Source organism: Streptomyces sp. NPDC045899, assembly GCF_056431485.1.
In genome coordinates this window covers 12930-29062 of the sequence record NZ_JBWKKP010000028.1, presented here as the reverse complement: position 1 = coordinate 29062, position 16133 = coordinate 12930, and the positions used below count along the sequence as shown (strand labels likewise).

Below are 16133 nucleotides of genomic sequence, written 5' to 3'. Positions count from 1 at the left end.
GGTAGTTGGGCACGGTCGTACACACCGGAACCACCAGACGCACCAGGGCGGCGGGGGCGCTGCTCACCGCCGCGCTGCTGTGCGCGGGCGTGGTGGGCTGCGGCAGTGAGAAGGCCGGTGACAAGACGGCGGACACACCGGAGATGTCAGCGGCGGCGGCCGTGAAGGCGGCGGCCAGGAACACCGAGAAGCTGACCTCGCTCAGCTACCGGATGACCGGCCGCACCCCGGAGGACGGCCGGGTCGCGGGCGAGGGCGCGATCTCCTTCGAGCCCCAGGCGATGCGCATGAAGATCCGCGCCCTGGACCAGGGCGCCGACGCCTCGTTCGAGATGCGGGTCATCGACAAGGTGATGTACATGGGCGCGGACAAGTCCTCCGCGCCCGAGATGGAGGGCAAGCGCTGGATCAAGTTCGACCTCGCCGCCCTGGGCGGGGGCGGCTCCGGTGACCGGTCCGCCGCCCCGTTCTCCGGCCAGGTGGACAAGAACCCGGCCGCCGAATCCACCTTCCTCTCCGACTCCGACAACGTGAAGCGCGTCGGCAAGGAGACCATCGACGGCGTCAGCACCACCCACTACCGGGGCACGGTCACCGTCGACCAGATGCGCGAGAGCCTGAAGGGCGAGGACGCCAAGACCCGCGAGCGCCGGGAGAAGAGCCTCAAGCAGTTCGACGAGGTCGGGGTCGAACGGCTCTCCATGGACATGTGGATCGACGGGGAGCACCACACCAAGCGGTTCCGGATGCGCGGCAAGGGCGACAAGGGGCCGCTGGACACCACGATCACCTTCGTGGACATCAACAAGCCGGTCACGGTGAAGGCGCCACCCGCGAGCGAGACCCAGGACCTGGCCGATCCCTCCGAGGGAGCCCAGGGCTGACGAGGAGGCGGCCGCCCCTCACATCCGGTCGACGAGCTCCAGCCGCCAGTCGTTGCACCGGATCGGATTCCCCGCCGGATACTCGAAGTCGCAGACGCCGAGCAGGGTGAACCCCGCCTTGCGGCACACCGCGTTGGACGCCGGATGCCCCAGCGAGGGAAAGGCGTGCAGCCGGCGGTGGGACTTCTCCGCCGCGGCGGCCCCGGCCACCAGCCGGGCCGCCGCGGCCGCGACGCCCCGGCCCTGGCACTCGGGGAGCACGGCCCAGCCGGTCTCGTACACCATGGCGCCCCGCCACTCCTTCTCCCAGAAGCCGATGGCCCCGGCCGCCGCCCCGTCCGGCAGCACCATCCGGTACATCCGCCCCCGGCTCCCGTCACGCATCCCCGCGTAGCGGCGGTGCCGGTCGAGCACCTTCTCCTCGCTCTCCGGCCCGCCCAGGTGACGCGTCATCTCCGGGGTGTTGGCGCGGCGCAGCAGCTCCAGGAAGGACGGATCGTCCTCCCACGGCTCGAGCCGCACCACCAGCCGGTCCCCGTCCGTCGTCTCCGCCATCCGTCCGCCTCCCGCACGCCTCGTCCGGCCGCCGTCCCCCGGCTCACATTCGACCACGGGGGTACGACAACGCCTCCTCACACGGTGAGGAGCGCCATGTCCTCCTCGTCGAGGACCAGCCGCGCCGCCGCCACGTTCTGCTCCAGGTGGACCGGCGAGGCGGTGCCGGGGATCTGCACCACCGAGGACGAACGGGCCAGCCCCCACGCCAGCGCGATCTGGTGCTCGGTGGCGCCGTGCCGCTCCGCGACCGTCCGCAGCCCCTCCCCCTCCAGCGCGGAGTGCCCCCCGCCGAGCGCGAAGAACGGCATATAGGCGATCCCGTCGGCCGCGCACCGGTCGACCAGCGCGGCGTCCTCCTGGCCGAGCACCCCGAACCGGTTCTGCACCGCCGCGACCGGCGCGACGGCACATGCCTCGGCCAGCTGCTCCGCACTCACATTGCTCAGTCCGAGATGCCGGACCAGGCCCTCCTCCCGCAGCGCGGCCAGCGCCTCGAACCGCTCACCGATGGACACCCCGCCCACCGCTCCGAGCCTGCCCACCCGCAGGGACACCAGATCCAGACTGTCCACGCCGAGTTGGGCGAGGTTCTCCTCCACCAGCTCCCGGATCTGCCCGGCGGTCGCCTCCGCGTACATCTCCCCGTCGGCGTCCCGCAGCGGGCCGATCTTGGTGGCGATGGTGAGGTCCGCCGGATAGGGGTGCAGCGCCTCGCGCAGGATGTCGTTGGCCCGTGCACGGGGCGAGAAGTAGAACGCCGCGGTGTCGATGAAGCGCACGCCCAGGTCCACGGCCCGCCGCGCCACCGCGACCGCCGTGTCCCGCTCGACCACGCGTGTCCACCGGCCGGGCAGCTGCATCGCCCCGAAGCCCAGCCGGGGCACGGCGGTCTCCCCGCCCAGCGCGAAGGTGCCCGATGCCGATGCCGAAGTCGATGTGAGTGCGGAAGAAGGTGAGGTCATGGGGCAGCATGCGCAGGTTTCCGGGCACATCACAAGATCAGGTCCACTGTCCGGCCCGTCACCCGGTCGCCGCGTGGCACACACCACTATTGCAAGCACTTGCTTGCAATAGTTAGCACTCATGGGGCAGCATCGAGGCATGGCATCACTGAACGTCGGCAATCTCGGCGAGTTCCTGCGGGAGCAGCGCCGCAGTGCGCAGCTCTCGCTGCGGCAGCTGGCCGACGCCGCCGGGGTGTCCAATCCGTACCTGAGCCAGATCGAGCGCGGGCTGCGCAAGCCGAGCGCCGAGATCCTCCAGCAGCTGGCGAAGGCGCTGCGGATATCCGCCGAGACCCTGTACGTACAGGCGGGGATCCTCGACGAGCGCGATCGGGAGGAGGCGGAGGTGCGCAGCGTGATACTCGCCGACCCCTCGATCAACGAGCGGCAGAAGGCGGTGCTGCTCCAGATCTACGAGTCCTTCCGCAAGGAGAACGGACACCCGACCGCCTCGGCCGGCACCCCCGCCGCGGACGCCGACGTCACCCCACCCTCGACCTGATCCGGGAGGACCAGCAGATGGCCATCACCGACGACGTACGCAAGACCCTCACCGACCCGACCCCGCTGTACTTCGTGGCGGGCACGGCGGACCTCGCCGCGCAGAAGCTCAAGGAGGTGCCGTCGCTGGTCGAGAAGATCGTCGCCGAGGCCCCCGAGCGTTTCAACGCGGTGCGCAACACCGACCCGAAGTCCGTCCAGGACCGGGTCAGCCAGCAGGCGAAAGAGGCGCAGGACAAGCTGACCGAGATGCTCGGTTCGCTGGACACCGACCTCAAGCGGCTGCGGGACACCGCCCAGGACCTCGCCCTCCAGGGCGTCGGCCGGGCCGCCGAGTTCGCCGTCAAGGCGCGGGAGCGCTACGACGAGGTGGCCGAGCACGGCCAGGAGGTCGTGAAGACCTGGCGCGGTGAGGCGGCCGACGAGGTCGTGGACATCGCCAGCGCGATCGAGCCCAAGGACGGCCGGCCCACCACGGCCGCGGCCCAGTCCACGACCCCGTCGCGGTCGGTCACGGTGGACCCCTCCAAGGAGGCCCCGAAGCCCGCGGCCAAGCCCGCCGGGCAGAGCGCCCCGGCCAAGAAGGCCCCGGCGCGCAAGCCCGCCACCGGCAAGAAGACCGACCCGAAGTCGGCCGGCTGACCCACCGGGATCCCCTCGGGACCCCCTCGTGTCCTCGCTGGGAGGGGCGGGCTCGCCCTGCGTGCCCGGCCCTCCCAGCGGGTACGGTGGCCCGAGAGACGCTCCCCTTCATCTCTTCTAGGCGGTGGACAGCGTGCTGGTGCAAGGTTTCGGTGAGTTGCTGTACTGGGTCTCCTGGGGCCTGCTGCTGTTCAGCCTGTTCGCCTTCGTCGACTCCGCGTTCCGCCGGGAGGACGCCTACCGGGCCGCGGACAAGCAGACCAAGCCCTTCTGGCTGATCATCCTCGGCCTCGCGGCCGCGGTGAACTTCTTCATGGGCATCCTGAGCTTCCTGCCGATCATCGGGCTGATCGCGACGATCGTGTACATCGTGGACGTCCGGCCCGCGCTGCGTCAGGCCTCCGGGGGCGGCGGCCGCTGGAACCGGGGCCGCGGCTCCAGCTCCGACGGCCCGTACGGCCCGTTCAACGGGCGGTAGGAACGACCGGGGCGGTGGGCGTCAGCCGCGGTCGAGCAGCAGTACCGCGAGGTCGTCGGTCAACTCCCCGCCGTTGAGCGTCCGCACCTCGGTGACGGTCGCGTCGAGCAGCTCCTCACCGCGCCGCCCCTCCCCGAGCTGGCGGGCGACGATCTCGACCATCCCCTCCTGCCCGAGCCGCTGCACGCCCGGTCCGACCCGGCCCTCGATCAGCCCGTCGGTGTACATCATCAGGCTCCAGGCGCCGCCGAGCTGGATCTCCCGGCGCGGCCAGCGGGCGTTCGGCAGCAGCCCCAGCGCCGGGCCGTTCTCATCGGTCGGCAGCAGCCGGGGCGCCATTCCGGGCCGGATCACCAGCGGTGACGGGTGCCCGGCCAGACAGACCCCGGCCCGCCGCCCGTCCGGGGCGATGTCCACGGTGCACAGGGTCGCGAAGATCTCGTCGTCCGGCCGCTCGTTCTCCAGGACCTGCTGGAGGGTGCCCAGCAGCTGGTCACCGCAGAGTCCGGCGAAGGTCAGCGCGCGCCAGGCGATACGCAGCTCCACCCCGAGGGCGGCCTCGTCCGGGCCGTGGCCGCAGACGTCGCCGATCATCGCGTGGACCGTGCCGTCGGCGGTGCGCACGGTGTCGTAGAAGTCGCCGCCGAGCAGGGCACGGCTGCGGCCGGGCCGGTAGCGGGCGGCGAACCGCAGCCCCGAGTCCTGCAACAGCGGAGTGGGGAGCAGTCCGCGCTCCAGCCGGGCGTTCTCCTGGGCGCGCAGCCGGGACTCGGTCAGCTGGCGCTGGGCGAGGTCGGAGCGTTTTCGCTCCACGGCGTAGCGGATGGCGCGGCTGAGGACACGGCCGTCCAGCTCATCGCGGAAGAGGAAGTCCTGGGCGCCCACCCGCACCGCCTCGGCGGCGCGTTCGGCGTCGTCCTCGGCTGTCAGCACCAGGACGGCGTGCGAGGGCGCCAGCTTGAGCACCGCGCGCAGGGTGTCCAGCGCGTCCGCCGCCTCGCGCTCCGGGCCGGGCAGGGCCAGGTCGAGGAGGATGCACTGCACACCGTCGGTGAGCAGCCGGGTGGCCTCGGTGAGGTTGCGGGCCGTGCGGATACGGACCCGATTGCCCTCGGTGTCCAGCATTTCGGGGACGGTGAAGGCACCGGACGGATCGTCCTCGATCACCAGCAGGGTGAGCCCGCTGTCGGGCAGCGGGGCAGGGCGGGCCTCAGTGGCCAGCGCCTCCCGTTGCCTCGGCACGGGTACGGACATCGCTCGATTCCTTCCCTCCCCCCGAGGGCGCGGCGCCCGCCACCGACCGGCGGTCCGCACATTCCCCGGCACGCACACCGACTAGTCGGTTTCAGAGGTTTCACAGGCGTGGGTGCCGGATACTGCCAGGCGACCTTAGCGCTAGGGCGCGGCTCTACGGAATGACCTTCAGGCATCGACTTTTGTCATATGCCCCACGTCCTGCGGCACTTGGCAGACAACGGGAGAATCGCGGAATGACGAACATCACGCTGGTTCTGGGCGATATCACTCAACAGAACACCGATGCCGTGGTGAACGCGGCCAATTCGTCCCTGCTGGGCGGGGGCGGGGTGGACGGCGCCATCCACCGCCGGGGCGGATCAGACATCTTGGATGAATGCCGCAAACTGCGCGCCTCCCACTACGGCAAGGGGCTCCCGGCGGGCCAGGCCGTCGCCACCACGGCCGGACGGCTGCCCGCCCGCTGGGTGATCCACACCGTCGGCCCGGTGCACTCCGCGAGCGAGGACCGCTCCGAGACCCTCGCCTCCTGCTTCCGGGAGTCGCTGCGCGTCGCGGACGAGCTCGGCGCCGGAACGGTCGCCTTCCCTGCCGTCTCCACCGGCGTCTACCGCTGGCCGCTGGACGACGCGGCGCGGATCGCGGTGGAGACGGTCCGCGCGGCGGACACCTCGGTCAGCGAGGTCCGTTTCGTCCTGTTCGACCAGCCCGCCTACGACGCCTTCGAGGCTGCCCTGCGGCAGCGCGACTGAGCGCCGGCTACGCCCCGCCCGGACGGACGACGCCCAGGATCGGCATGGACCCCGCCCCCGCCACGGTCACCTGGCGGCCGGGGCGCGGGGCGTGCACCATCGCGCCGTTCCCCACGTACATCCCGACGTGACTGGCGTCCGGGTAGTAGATGATCAGGTCACCCGGGCGCATGTTCCCGATGCCCACCTTCGGCAGCAGCCGCCACTGCTCCTGCGAGGTCCGCGGGATCGACCGCCCGGCCACCGCCCAGGCCCGCTGCGTCAGCCCCGAGCAGTCGTAGGCGTCCGGACCCACCGCGCCCCAGACGTAGTTCTTGCCGATCTGGGCCGAGGCGAAGGACACCGCCCGCTTGCCCGTCGCGGTCGCGCCCGCGCCGAGTTCCCGCAGTATCCCGGTGTCCAGCCACTTCGCCTGGGAGGCGCGGGCCTTGTCCTCCTCCAGCCGCCGCAGCCGCTCCCGCTCCTTCTTCTCCAGCCGGGACTCCAGCCGCTGCGCCTTCGCCAGCTTCGCCGTGATCTGCCGCTTCGCCGCCGCCTTCTTCTTCCGGCTCCCGTCCAGCCGCTCCCACTCCCGGGAGGCGGACGCGGCGTAGCGGTCGAGCGCGGCCTGGGTGCGCTCCAGCCTGCTCATCAGCCCGTGGGTGGCCTGCTGGCCCTTGCGGGCGAGGGTGACGCCGTTGAGGAAGTCGCTGGGGTCGTCGTTGAGGAGCAGCCGCGCCTCGGCGGGCATCCCGCCGCCGCGGTACTGGGCACGGGCCATCGCCCCGGCCCGTTTGCGCAGTCCGGACATCTCCTTCTGCGCCTTCACCACGGCCCGCGCGATCTTCACGATCGCCTTCTCCTGGCGGGTCTGGCGCTCCCGCGCGAGGTTGTAGGCGTCGGTGGCCTTCTCGGCCTTGCGGTACAGGGCGTCGATCTCCGAGCGGACACCCTCCAGGCTCGTGTCGCCGGAGCCCTCCGAACCGCCCGGGCCGCCCGCGTCCGGCCGTGGCGCCGGATCGTCCGGTACCGCGTACGCCGATTCGGGGACCGCCGTCACCCCCAGCGCGCATACGAGCGCCGTGGCCGCGGCGGCGCTCGCACCCCGCCCTCTCCCGTCCCGCCTCACGCGCCGTCTCCTCTCATCCGCTGTCGCCTGCCGAGGCCGTACGCGCAGCCGTGGGTATCGCGTACCAGACCTGACGTACCGGCACGTAGGGACGGATAGTGGCATGCCGTACCGCAATCCGACAGAGACACGCGGGAGTTGTCCTCGCCGTCGCCGGATCCGGGACACCGCGGGCGTTCATTCGGGAAGTCATACGGCTGTCACCCGGACGCCGCACGGGCGCCGGGCGGCGGCAGGACGGGGGCGCCAGGATGCCGCGGCGGCCCCGGCTCCCCCGTCCGGCGGCCGTGCGGAAGCGATATGCCCAGGCCCGGGGCGGTGCGCACGGTCCGCGGGTGGGGGACGGAGCACCCGGGAGGGCGGCGGTCCGGCCCGCGACCGCGCCGTGACCTGGCCGTGACCTGGCCACCACCCTGACGGCCGAGGTTCACCATGCGTTAACTCACCCCCTGAGGTCGCTTCACCTGTTCTGCCTAATTTCGGCCCTACTGGGAGAGAGCCGGGGCTGAAATCCGGCTCGACCCCGACAAGCGCCGCTCCACAGTGCGCCTCATCCGTCTCGCGCGCCGTCCCCACCGGCGGCAACTGGAAGGAACTCCCGAAAGTGAAGCAGCTTCAGCGCAAGAACCGGCTTCGCGCCGTCGCCGCCGGTGCCCTCGCCGTCTCCAGCGCCCTCGTCCTCACCGCCTGCGGCTCGGACGACAACAACGGCGGTGGCAGCGACACCAAGGCCGGCAACATCAAGTGCGATGGCAAGGGCCAGCTGCTGGCCTCCGGCTCCTCGGCGCAGAAGAACGCCATGGACCTGTGGATCAAGAACTATGGTGCCGCCTGCGAGGACACCAAGATCAACTACAAGGCCACCGGCTCCGGTGCGGGCATCCAGGAGTTCCTCCAGGGCAAGACCGCGTTCGCCGGTTCCGACTCGGCCCTGAAGCCCGATGAGATCGCGAACTCCAAGAAGGTCTGCGACGGCGGCCAGGGCATCGACCTGCCGATGGTCGGCGGCCCGATCGCGGTCGGCTTCAACGTCCCGGGCGTGGACAAGCTGGTCCTGGACGCCAAGACCCTCGCCGAGATCTTCGACTCGAAGATCACCAAGTGGGACGACCCGGCGATCAAGGCGCTCAACAAGGACGCCAAGCTGCCGAGCCTGAAGATCCAGGCGTTCCACCGCTCCGACGAGTCGGGCACCACCGACAACTTCACCAAGTACCTCAAGGCCGCCGCCCCGAAGGCGTGGCCGCACGAGCCGGGCAAGGCGTGGGAGGGCAAGGGCGGCCAGTCGGCCGACGGCTCCTCCGGTGTCTCCTCCCAGGTGAAGCAGGTCTCCGGCGCGATCAGCTACTTCGAGCTGTCCTACGCGACCGCCAACAGCATCAAGACCGTCGACCTGGACACCGGCGCCTCCGCCCCGGTCCAGGCCACCGTCGACAACGCCTCCAAGGCCATCTCCGAGGCCAAGGTCAAGGGCACCGGCAAGGACCTGGCCCTGGACCTGGCGTACGACACCAAGGCCGACGGCGCCTACCCGATCACCCTGGTCACCTACGAGATCGCCTGCGACAAGGGCAACAAGCCCGGCACCCTCGCCCCGACCAAGTCCTTCCTGAACTACGTCGCCAGCGAGGACGGCCAGACCTCCCTCAAGGAGCTCGGCTACGCCCCGCTCCCGACCGAGATCGCCACGAAGGTCCGCGAGAGCGTCAAGAGCCTCTCCTGACCCGAAAGCGGCCGGCTCCACCGCGTGAACGCGCGGCGGGGCCGGCCGCATCGTCCGGTGCACCGCCGCACGCAGGAGCCGGTCCCGATCGGCTCCGCAGACCGGAGAACCCATGAAAACGGACATAGAACCCACACACACGCCCGCCGGGTCACCACCCCGGTTCAAGACCCGCTCCACGGGCCGCGCCGGTGACAAGATCTTCCTCGGCCTCTCCCGGGGCTCCGGAATCATCCTGCTGGTGATCATGGCCGCCATCGCGGCCTTCCTCTCCTACCGCGCCGTCATCGCGATCTCCAAGGACGAGGCCAACTTCCTCACCGCCTTCGAGTGGAACACCGGCACCGAGCCGATGCGGTTCGGTATCGCCGTCCTCGCCTACGGCACGGTCATCAGCTCGGTCATCGCGATGGTCATCGCGGTCCCGGTCGCGGTCGGCATCGCGCTGTTCATCTCGCACTACGCCCCGCGCCGGCTGGCGGCCCCGGTGGCGTACGTCATCGATCTGCTCGCCGCCGTCCCCAGCATCGTCTACGGCCTGTGGGGCGCGCTCTTCCTGGTCCCGCATCTGACCGGGCTGTACACCTGGCTCGACGAGTACCTGGGCTGGACCGGGATCTTCAGCTACCAGGGCGGCGCCGCGCGCTCCCTGTTCACCGTCGGCATCCTGCTGGCGATCATGATCCTGCCGATCGTCACCAGCGTGAGCCGCGAGGTGTTCCGGCAGGTTCCGAAGATGCACGAGGAAGCCGCGCTGGCCCTCGGTGCCACCCGCTGGGAAGTCGTCCGCATGTCGGTCCTCCCCTTCGGCCGCTCCGGCATCATCAGCGCCTCCATGCTGGGCCTGGGCCGCGCGCTGGGCGAGACCATGGCGGTCGCCACCGTGCTGTCCCCCAGCTATCTGATCGACGCCAGCCTGCTGGACCCGGGCGGCGGCACCTTCGCCCAGAACATCGCCAGCCACTTCAAGGAGGCGAACGACAACGGCCGTGACGCGCTGATCGCCTCCGGTCTGGTGCTGTTCGTCATCACCCTGCTGGTGAACGGTGCCGCGCGGATGATCATCGCCCGGCGCAAGGAGTACTCGGGGGCCGCGGCATGAGCAACGCGACGATCACCAAGAACGAGACGGGCGGCGCCCCCGCGGGCACCTCGTCCCTCCGTCAGGCCCGGCTGCCCCGCTGGGTGCCGCCGGCCCTGGTCGTGGTCTCGGCCGCGGCGGGCGCGGGCATCGGCACCGCCGCCGGTCTCGGCAACACCCTCCAGTGGGGCCTGATCGCGGCCGCGCTGTTCATCCTGGGCACCTACGGCCTCGCCGCCGCCGTCGAAGGCAGCCGCCAGGCCAAGGACCGGCTGGCCACCAGCCTGGTGTGGGTCTGCTTCATCCTCGCCGTCGTCCCGCTGGTCTCCCTGATCTGGGAGACCGTGGACCGCGGCCGCACCGTGCTCGACGGCTACTTCCTGGGCCACTCCATGGAGGGCGTGCAGACGATCCTGCCCGGCGGTGGCGCGTACCACGCGATCATCGGCACCCTGGAGCAGGTCGGCATCGCCACCCTCATCGCCGCCCCGATCGGTCTGCTGACCGCCATCTACCTGGTGGAGTACGGCCGCGGGCGGCTGGCCAAGGCCGTGACGTTCTTCGTCGACGTCATGACCGGCATCCCCTCGATCGTCGCCGGTCTGTTCATCCTCAGCTTCTGGATCATCATCCTGGGCTTCAGCTACTCCGGGTTCGCCGGTGCGATGGCCCTGGCCATCCTGATGATGCCGGTGGTCGTGCGCTCGACCGAGGAGATGCTCAAGCTGGTCCCGAACGAGCTGCGTGAGGCTTCGCTCGCGCTCGGCGTGCCCAAGTGGCGCACCATCCTCAAGGTGGTGCTGCCCACCGCCGTCGGCGGGATCACCACGGGTGTGATGCTCGCCGTCGCCCGTGTCGCGGGTGAGTCCGCGCCCATCGTCCTGCTGGTCTTCGGCGCCGCCGGGATCAACAACAACCCGTTCGACGGTGCCCAGTCCTCGCTGCCCTACTACATCTACGAACAGTGGCAGCTGGGCAACGAGGCCTCCTTCGACCGGGCCTGGGCCGCGGCGCTCGTCCTCATCGCCTTCGTCATGATCCTGAACCTGGTCGCCCGCGGCATCGCCCGCTGGAAGGCCCCGAAGACCGGCCGCTGAGGCCAAGAAGAGAAGTGATTCACATGGCCAAGCGCATCGACGTCGGCGGCCTCTCCGCCTACTACGGAAACCACAAGGCCATCGAGGACATCTCGATGACCGTCGAGCCCCGCTCGGTGACCGCCTTCATCGGTCCCTCCGGCTGCGGCAAGTCCACCTTCCTGCGCACCCTGAACCGGATGCACGAGGTGACCCCCGGCGGCCGGGTGGAGGGCAAGGTGATGCTCGACGACGAGAACCTCTACGGCTCCGGTGTCGACCCGGTCTCCGTGCGGCGCACCGTCGGCATGGTCTTCCAGCGCCCCAACCCGTTCCCGACGATGTCCATCTTCGAGAACGTCGCGGCCGGGCTGAAGCTCAACGGCTCGTACAAGAAGAGCGAGCTGGAGAGTGTCGTCGAGCGGTCCCTGAAGGGCGCCAACCTCTGGAACGAGGTCAAGGACCGGCTGAACAAGCCGGGCGCCGGGCTCTCCGGCGGTCAGCAGCAGCGGCTGTGCATCGCGCGCGCCATCGCGGTCGAGCCCGATGTGCTGCTGATGGACGAGCCCTGCTCGGCGCTGGACCCGATCTCCACCCTCGCCATCGAGGACCTGATCGGTGAGCTCAAGGAGCGCTTCACGATCGTCATCGTGACGCACAACATGCAGCAGGCGGCGCGCGTCTCGGACCGCACGGCCTTCTTCAACCTGGCGGGCGTCGGCCAGCCCGGCAAGCTCATCGAGATCGACGAGACCGAGCGGATCTTCTCCAACCCGTCGGTGCAGGCGACCGAGGACTACATCTCGGGCCGCTTCGGCTGACCCACGACCCCTCGCGATCCGGCGAGGAGGAGGCGTCCTGCGGTGCTGCATGGCGGTGCCACCGCACGACGAAAGGCCCGCCCCTGGCTCCCGGGGGCGGGCCTCCTGTCCAGGGGCCCGCTGCGTACGGGCCTCCTGCGCACGGGTCCTGTGCATGGCGAAGCCCGCGGGGCGTGGAGAACGCCGCCGCGGGCCGCGAGGGGGTGGCCGTCAGCCGAAGGCCAGGTTCACGATCCAGTAGCTGCCCGCCGCCACACCGGCGGCCGCGGGCATGGTGATGAACCAGCCGAGGATGATGTTCTTCGCGACGCCCCAGCGCACCGCGCTGACCCGCTTGGTGGCGCCCACACCCATGATCGCCGAGGTGATCACATGGGTGGTGGAGATCGGTGCGTGGAACATGAACGACGCGGAGTACATGACGGAGGCGGCCGTGGTCTCGGCCGCGAACCCCTGCGGCGGATCCAGCTCGATGATCCGGCGGCCCAGGGTGCGCATGATGCGCCAGCCGCCCGCGTAGGTGCCCAGCGAGAGCATCGCGGCACAGGCGATCTTCACCCACACCGGAATCGGGTCACCCTGGTCCTCGACACCGGCGATGACCAGGGCCATCACCACCACACCCATGGTCTTCTGGGCGTCCTGGAGACCGTGACCCAGCGCCATGCCCGCCGCCGAGACGGTCTGCGCTATCCGGAAGCCGCGCTTGGCCTTGTGCGGGTTGGAGTTGCGGAACATCCAGAGGATGATCACCATCACGAAGTAGCCCAGCACCAGGCCGACGATCGGCGAGATCACCATCGGGATGACGACCTTCTCGAGCACACCGTCCCAGTGGACCGTGCTGGCACCGGCGAGCGCCGCGCCCACCAGACCGCCGAACAGTGCGTGCGAGGACGAGGACGGCAGCCCGAAGTACCAGGTCACCATGTTCCAGGTGATCGCGCCCACCAGACCGGCGAACAAGATCATCATGCCCTGTTTGCCCGTCGGGGTGGCGATCAGCCCCTCACTGACGGTCTTGGCGACCCCGCTGCCGAGGAAGGCACCGGCGAGGTTCATCACCGCGGCCATCGCCAGCGCCGCCCGAGGGGTCAGCGCCCGGGTGGAGACCGAGGTCGCGATGGCGTTCGCGGAGTCGTGGAAGCCGTTGGTATAGGTGAAGAAGAGCGCGACCGCGATGGTCACGACAAGCGCGAAGGTGTCCATGCCGGGGCTCAGGACTCCTTGACGGCGATGGTCTCGACCGTATTGGCCACGTGCTCGAAGGCGTCCGCCGCCTCTTCCAGCACATCCACGATCTGCTTGAGCTTGAGCACCTCCATGGCGTCGTACTTGCCGTTGAAGAGGTGGGCCAGCAGCTTGCGGTGGATCTGGTCCGCCTGGTTCTCCAGCCGGTTGACCTCGATCCAGTACTCGGTCAGGTTCGTCATGGTGCGCAGGTTCGGCATCGCCTCGGCGGTCAGCTCGGCCGCACGCGCCAGCACCTCGATCTGCTGCTCGACACCCTTGGGCAGCTCATCGACCTGGTAGAGGACGACCAGGTCGACGGCCTCCTCCATGAAGTCCATGATGTCGTCGAGGGACGACGCGAGGGCGTAGATGTCCTCGCGGTCGAACGGCGTGATGAAGGAGGAGTTCAGCTGGTGGAAGATCGCGTGGGTGGCGTCGTCTCCCGCGTGCTCCGCGGCCCTCATCCGCTCGGCGATCTCGGCCCGAGCGGAGGAGTCCGCCCCGAGCAGTTCCATCAGGAGCTTGGAGCCGGTGACGATGTTGTCCGCGGAAGCGGCGAACATGTCGTAGAAGCTCGTCTCCCTGGGGGTCAGACGAAAGCGCACTGGGGATCCTCGGGATGCGGCGGATGGGGACTCGACGATGCTAGGCGCATCTTCCGGCCACGGTAACCGGCGCTCCCAGTGTCGCCCATCAGGGAGAGTGCTCTTCACAGGGGCCTGGTTCGGCTGAAAAACCCGGTACCATATACCCAGTGGGGGTATATGGGGACAAAGAGTGATCAACGGGAGGACGCCATGACGACCACGGCAGCCGACACCGGCGCACCCCTCGAGGGCGGCACCGGGGGCGAGGCGTCCGGCCAGGCGTCGGGACCGGCCCCCGAGGGCCACGGCGGCCATGGGTACGCCAAGCAGAAGGACCAGCACCTCAAGCGACTCCGCCGGATCGAGGGCCAGGTCAGGGGATTGCAGCGGATGGTCGAGGAGGACGTCTACTGCATCGACATACTCACCCAGGTCTCGGCCGGCACCAAGGCGCTCCAGTCCTTCGCCCTCCAACTGCTGGAGGAGCATCTGCGCCACTGCGTCGCCAGCGCGGCCGTGGAGAGCGCGGCCCAGGGCGAGCCCGAGGGCGGCAGCGAGGTGGACGCCAAGGTGGCGGAGGCCACAGCGGCCATCGCCCGGCTGCTGCGGACCTGACCGCGGCGCCCCTTCCGGCCTGGCGCGGGCCGCACCGCGCCCCCGCCGGGCGGAGCGCTACGCGCCCGCCGGCGAGGCGGTGACATCCCTCACCCGGCGTCTTCCACCTGGCGTCCGGGTCGTCTCACCCGGCGTCGGGATCGTCGGCGTCCGGATCCCGGTTCGCAGCCGGAGCCGGATCCCGGTCGGCCGTGCGACGGCCGGCGGCGGGCCGGTCGGCCGCGGGGCGGTCGGACTTACGGCGGTCGGCCGGATGTGATCGGTCGGCCTTCGCACGGTCGGCCGAATGTGATCGGTCGGCCTCCACCCGGAGGACCTCGTCGATACGGTCCGTACTGAGCCTGTCCTCGTCCGCGCTCGACGCAGCGATCATCAAATCACCGTAGAGATCGATCTCGACGAGGGCCACGGGGTCCGGGCCTGGCGAGCCGCGACGCGCAACCACGTGTTTCACCTCCTCCTGCGAGCACCTGCGAGCACTTTCGAGCAGCGGCTTCCCAGCGTAGGGATCGGTACACACTCCGCGCATGGCACGGATGGGCCATTTCGAAGGGCAGAGCGGGCCCCTCCGACTACTTCTGAGGTGATCCGACCTTCCCTGTGTAGATATCCGCGGGCTTGGGCAGCTCGACCCGGGCCGGGACCCCGAAGTCGTACAGCTCGGTGGTGGACGACACCCCCACCGCGTGACCGGCGGTGCCCCGCGCCCGGGTTGCTTCCCGCCCGCTGGCCTGGGTACCCACGGTGAAGCGGTGACGCACCTCACGCAGCCGCCCGAGGCCGTCGAGATACGCGTCGAAGGGGACCGTGCCGTCGTCGAAACCGTCGGCCGCGGCGGTCAGCGCCCCGCGCGCCGCCGGGGACGCCGCCCGCGCGGCGCGGCCGATGTCGGTGGTGCCGCGGTAGTGGCGCACCAGGGAACCGTCGATCCCCTCCTCCCCCACCAGGCTCGCCTCCCGGACCCCGCGCAGCAGTTCGGCGGCGGCCAGCGGGTCCGTCGCGCCGCCGGTGACCAGATTGCCGTCCGGGATGTCCGTGGTGTCCACCCGGACCCATTTATCGGGTGGGATCCCCGCACCGCGATTGCGCATGAAGAGCGCCCCGGAGGTGAGGAGTTCGGTGATCGGCTCATGCTCGGCGGCCCCCATCGCGTCCCGCGGCAGCAGCAGCCGCAGCCGCCCCAGCCGCTTCTCGAAGTCGTACGCCCCGGTGCCGCGGATGGCCACGCGGGTGCCGCCGGTGGCCGTCTCCATCGTCGTACGCACCCGTGAACTGCCCTCGCGGACCAGGACATCCGCCGCCCGGTGCAGTACCGCGACCGCGGTCTCGTCCGGGGCGACCCCGCCGGGCCGCTCATCGGCCACCGTCTCGGAGGAACAGCCGCTGATCGTCGCCAGGAGCGCGGCCAGCAGACCGCTCGCCACGACCCCGGCGACCGCTCTCACCCGTCTCCGTACGCCGAGTCCGCGCCGCTGGAACTCCATCGACCGTCGACCCCCTGGCCACGCTCGTCTTGGTACTTGTTCGTTTAACGATCCGGTCGGGCAGCCCGTCACGGCCCGGTAGCGTGGTCATGTGCTCGACTCAGGTGACACGGGCCCCGGCGTGGATGACGGCGGCCCGCGCGACACGGCCGCCGAACGCCCCCTCACGTCCACCGTGGAGCGGGGTTCCTTCTGTCTGGCCCGCTGTAGCTGCGGCTGGTCCGGACCGGCGCGGCGCGCCCGCGGGCTGGCGCGCGAGGACGCGACGGCGCATGCGACGGCCCGTCACGCCGCGCCCGGCTCACCCTGACGGCGGAGCTCCCCGGCGT

General features: G+C 70.5%; 19 protein-coding genes. 11 read left to right on the top strand and 8 right to left on the bottom strand.

Annotation, left to right across the window (positions count from 1 at the left end; genetic code table 11):
* The first annotated feature begins 5 nt into the window (after positions 1-5).
* Positions 6-884: an SCO4651 family lipoprotein gene (locus AC07FT_RS30830; RefSeq protein WP_479179253.1), complete on the top strand. Its 879-nt coding sequence runs from the start codon at positions 6-8 to the stop codon at positions 882-884.
* Positions 885-902: 18 nt separating this feature from the next.
* On the opposite strand, the gene AC07FT_RS30825 is transcribed toward AC07FT_RS30830, so the two are convergent.
* Positions 903-1439 carry a GNAT family N-acetyltransferase gene (locus AC07FT_RS30825; RefSeq protein ID WP_479179251.1) on the bottom strand — a complete coding sequence of 179 codons (537 nt, stop codon included), beginning with the start codon at positions 1437-1439 and terminating at the stop codon, positions 903-905.
* 77 nt (positions 1440-1516) lie between these two features.
* Complete coding sequence (locus AC07FT_RS30820; RefSeq protein ID WP_479179250.1) at positions 1517-2404, bottom strand: oxidoreductase; 888 nt, start codon at positions 2402-2404, stop codon at positions 1517-1519.
* A 139-nt stretch (positions 2405-2543) separates the two neighbouring features.
* Between AC07FT_RS30820 and AC07FT_RS30815 the strand changes: the two genes are divergently transcribed.
* The 3 genes from AC07FT_RS30815 to AC07FT_RS30805 all read left to right on the top strand — a co-directional run bounded on the left by AC07FT_RS30815 (position 2544) and on the right by AC07FT_RS30805 (position 4067).
* Positions 2544-2948 (top strand): helix-turn-helix domain-containing protein, encoded by a 405-nt coding sequence (locus AC07FT_RS30815; RefSeq protein WP_432038193.1) that lies wholly within the window; start codon positions 2544-2546, stop codon positions 2946-2948.
* A 17-nt stretch (positions 2949-2965) separates the two neighbouring features.
* The gene (locus AC07FT_RS30810; RefSeq protein ID WP_471205816.1) at positions 2966-3589 is read left to right on the top strand and encodes a hypothetical protein; all 624 of its coding nucleotides are present in this window, start codon (positions 2966-2968) and stop codon (positions 3587-3589) included.
* A 133-nt stretch (positions 3590-3722) separates the two neighbouring features.
* Positions 3723-4067: a DUF2516 family protein gene (locus AC07FT_RS30805; RefSeq protein WP_471205818.1), complete on the top strand. Its 345-nt coding sequence runs from the start codon at positions 3723-3725 to the stop codon at positions 4065-4067.
* A 21-nt stretch (positions 4068-4088) separates the two neighbouring features.
* On the opposite strand, the gene AC07FT_RS30800 is transcribed toward AC07FT_RS30805, so the two are convergent.
* On the bottom strand, positions 4089-5321 hold the full coding sequence (locus AC07FT_RS30800) for a PP2C family protein-serine/threonine phosphatase (protein WP_479179247.1): 1233 nt from the start codon (positions 5319-5321) through the stop codon (positions 4089-4091).
* Positions 5322-5557: 236 nt separating this feature from the next.
* On the opposite strand from AC07FT_RS30800, the gene AC07FT_RS30795 reads away from it, so the two are divergent.
* Complete coding sequence (locus AC07FT_RS30795; RefSeq protein WP_479179246.1) at positions 5558-6076, top strand: O-acetyl-ADP-ribose deacetylase; 519 nt, start codon at positions 5558-5560, stop codon at positions 6074-6076.
* A 7-nt stretch (positions 6077-6083) separates the two neighbouring features.
* Here the strand turns inward: AC07FT_RS30795 and AC07FT_RS30790 are convergent, their stop codons facing one another.
* Complete coding sequence (locus tag AC07FT_RS30790; protein WP_471205823.1) at positions 6084-7184, bottom strand: C40 family peptidase; 1101 nt, start codon at positions 7182-7184, stop codon at positions 6084-6086.
* 604 nt (positions 7185-7788) lie between these two features.
* Here AC07FT_RS30790 and pstS point away from each other — a divergent pair.
* The 4 genes from pstS to pstB all read left to right on the top strand — a co-directional run bounded on the left by pstS (position 7789) and on the right by pstB (position 11885).
* Positions 7789-8907: a phosphate ABC transporter substrate-binding protein PstS gene (gene pstS / locus AC07FT_RS30785; RefSeq protein ID WP_479179245.1), complete on the top strand. Its 1119-nt coding sequence runs from the start codon at positions 7789-7791 to the stop codon at positions 8905-8907.
* A gap of 112 nt (positions 8908-9019) precedes the next feature.
* Positions 9020-10009, top strand: a complete 990-nt coding sequence (gene pstC, locus AC07FT_RS30780; RefSeq protein ID WP_471205827.1) for a phosphate ABC transporter permease subunit PstC — start codon at positions 9020-9022, stop codon at positions 10007-10009.
* Complete coding sequence (gene pstA / locus AC07FT_RS30775; protein ID WP_479179243.1) at positions 10006-11085, top strand: phosphate ABC transporter permease PstA; 1080 nt, start codon at positions 10006-10008, stop codon at positions 11083-11085. The genes pstC and pstA overlap by 4 nt, the downstream gene beginning before the upstream one ends.
* A 23-nt stretch (positions 11086-11108) precedes the next feature.
* Positions 11109-11885 carry a phosphate ABC transporter ATP-binding protein PstB gene (gene pstB / locus AC07FT_RS30770; RefSeq protein ID WP_479179241.1) on the top strand — a complete coding sequence of 259 codons (777 nt, stop codon included), beginning with the start codon at positions 11109-11111 and terminating at the stop codon, positions 11883-11885.
* A 210-nt stretch (positions 11886-12095) separates the two neighbouring features.
* On the opposite strand, the gene AC07FT_RS30765 is transcribed toward pstB, so the two are convergent.
* Together AC07FT_RS30765 and AC07FT_RS30760 are read right to left on the bottom strand one after the other, a co-directional pair.
* Positions 12096-13094, bottom strand: a complete 999-nt coding sequence (locus AC07FT_RS30765) for an inorganic phosphate transporter (RefSeq protein ID WP_471205830.1) — start codon at positions 13092-13094, stop codon at positions 12096-12098.
* An 8-nt stretch (positions 13095-13102) separates the two neighbouring features.
* Complete coding sequence (locus tag AC07FT_RS30760) at positions 13103-13723, bottom strand: DUF47 domain-containing protein (protein ID WP_254750665.1); 621 nt, start codon at positions 13721-13723, stop codon at positions 13103-13105.
* A 192-nt stretch (positions 13724-13915) separates the two neighbouring features.
* On the opposite strand from AC07FT_RS30760, the gene AC07FT_RS30755 reads away from it, so the two are divergent.
* Positions 13916-14320 (top strand): metal-sensitive transcriptional regulator, encoded by a 405-nt coding sequence (locus tag AC07FT_RS30755; protein WP_432013959.1) that lies wholly within the window; start codon positions 13916-13918, stop codon positions 14318-14320.
* Between the two features lie 124 nt (positions 14321-14444).
* Here the strand turns inward: AC07FT_RS30755 and AC07FT_RS30750 are convergent, their stop codons facing one another.
* Together AC07FT_RS30750 and AC07FT_RS30745 are read right to left on the bottom strand one after the other, a co-directional pair.
* Positions 14445-14693: a hypothetical protein gene (locus tag AC07FT_RS30750; RefSeq protein WP_479179324.1), complete on the bottom strand. Its 249-nt coding sequence runs from the start codon at positions 14691-14693 to the stop codon at positions 14445-14447.
* Positions 14694-14892: 199 nt separating this feature from the next.
* A complete protein-coding gene (locus tag AC07FT_RS30745; RefSeq protein WP_479179239.1) occupies positions 14893-15804 on the bottom strand; it encodes an SCO4651 family lipoprotein in 912 nt (303 codons plus the stop codon).
* A 91-nt stretch (positions 15805-15895) separates the two neighbouring features.
* Between AC07FT_RS30745 and AC07FT_RS30740 the strand changes: the two genes are divergently transcribed.
* A complete protein-coding gene (locus AC07FT_RS30740) occupies positions 15896-16114 on the top strand; it encodes a hypothetical protein (RefSeq protein WP_479179238.1) in 219 nt (72 codons plus the stop codon).
* The last annotated feature ends 19 nt before the right edge of the window (positions 16115-16133 follow it).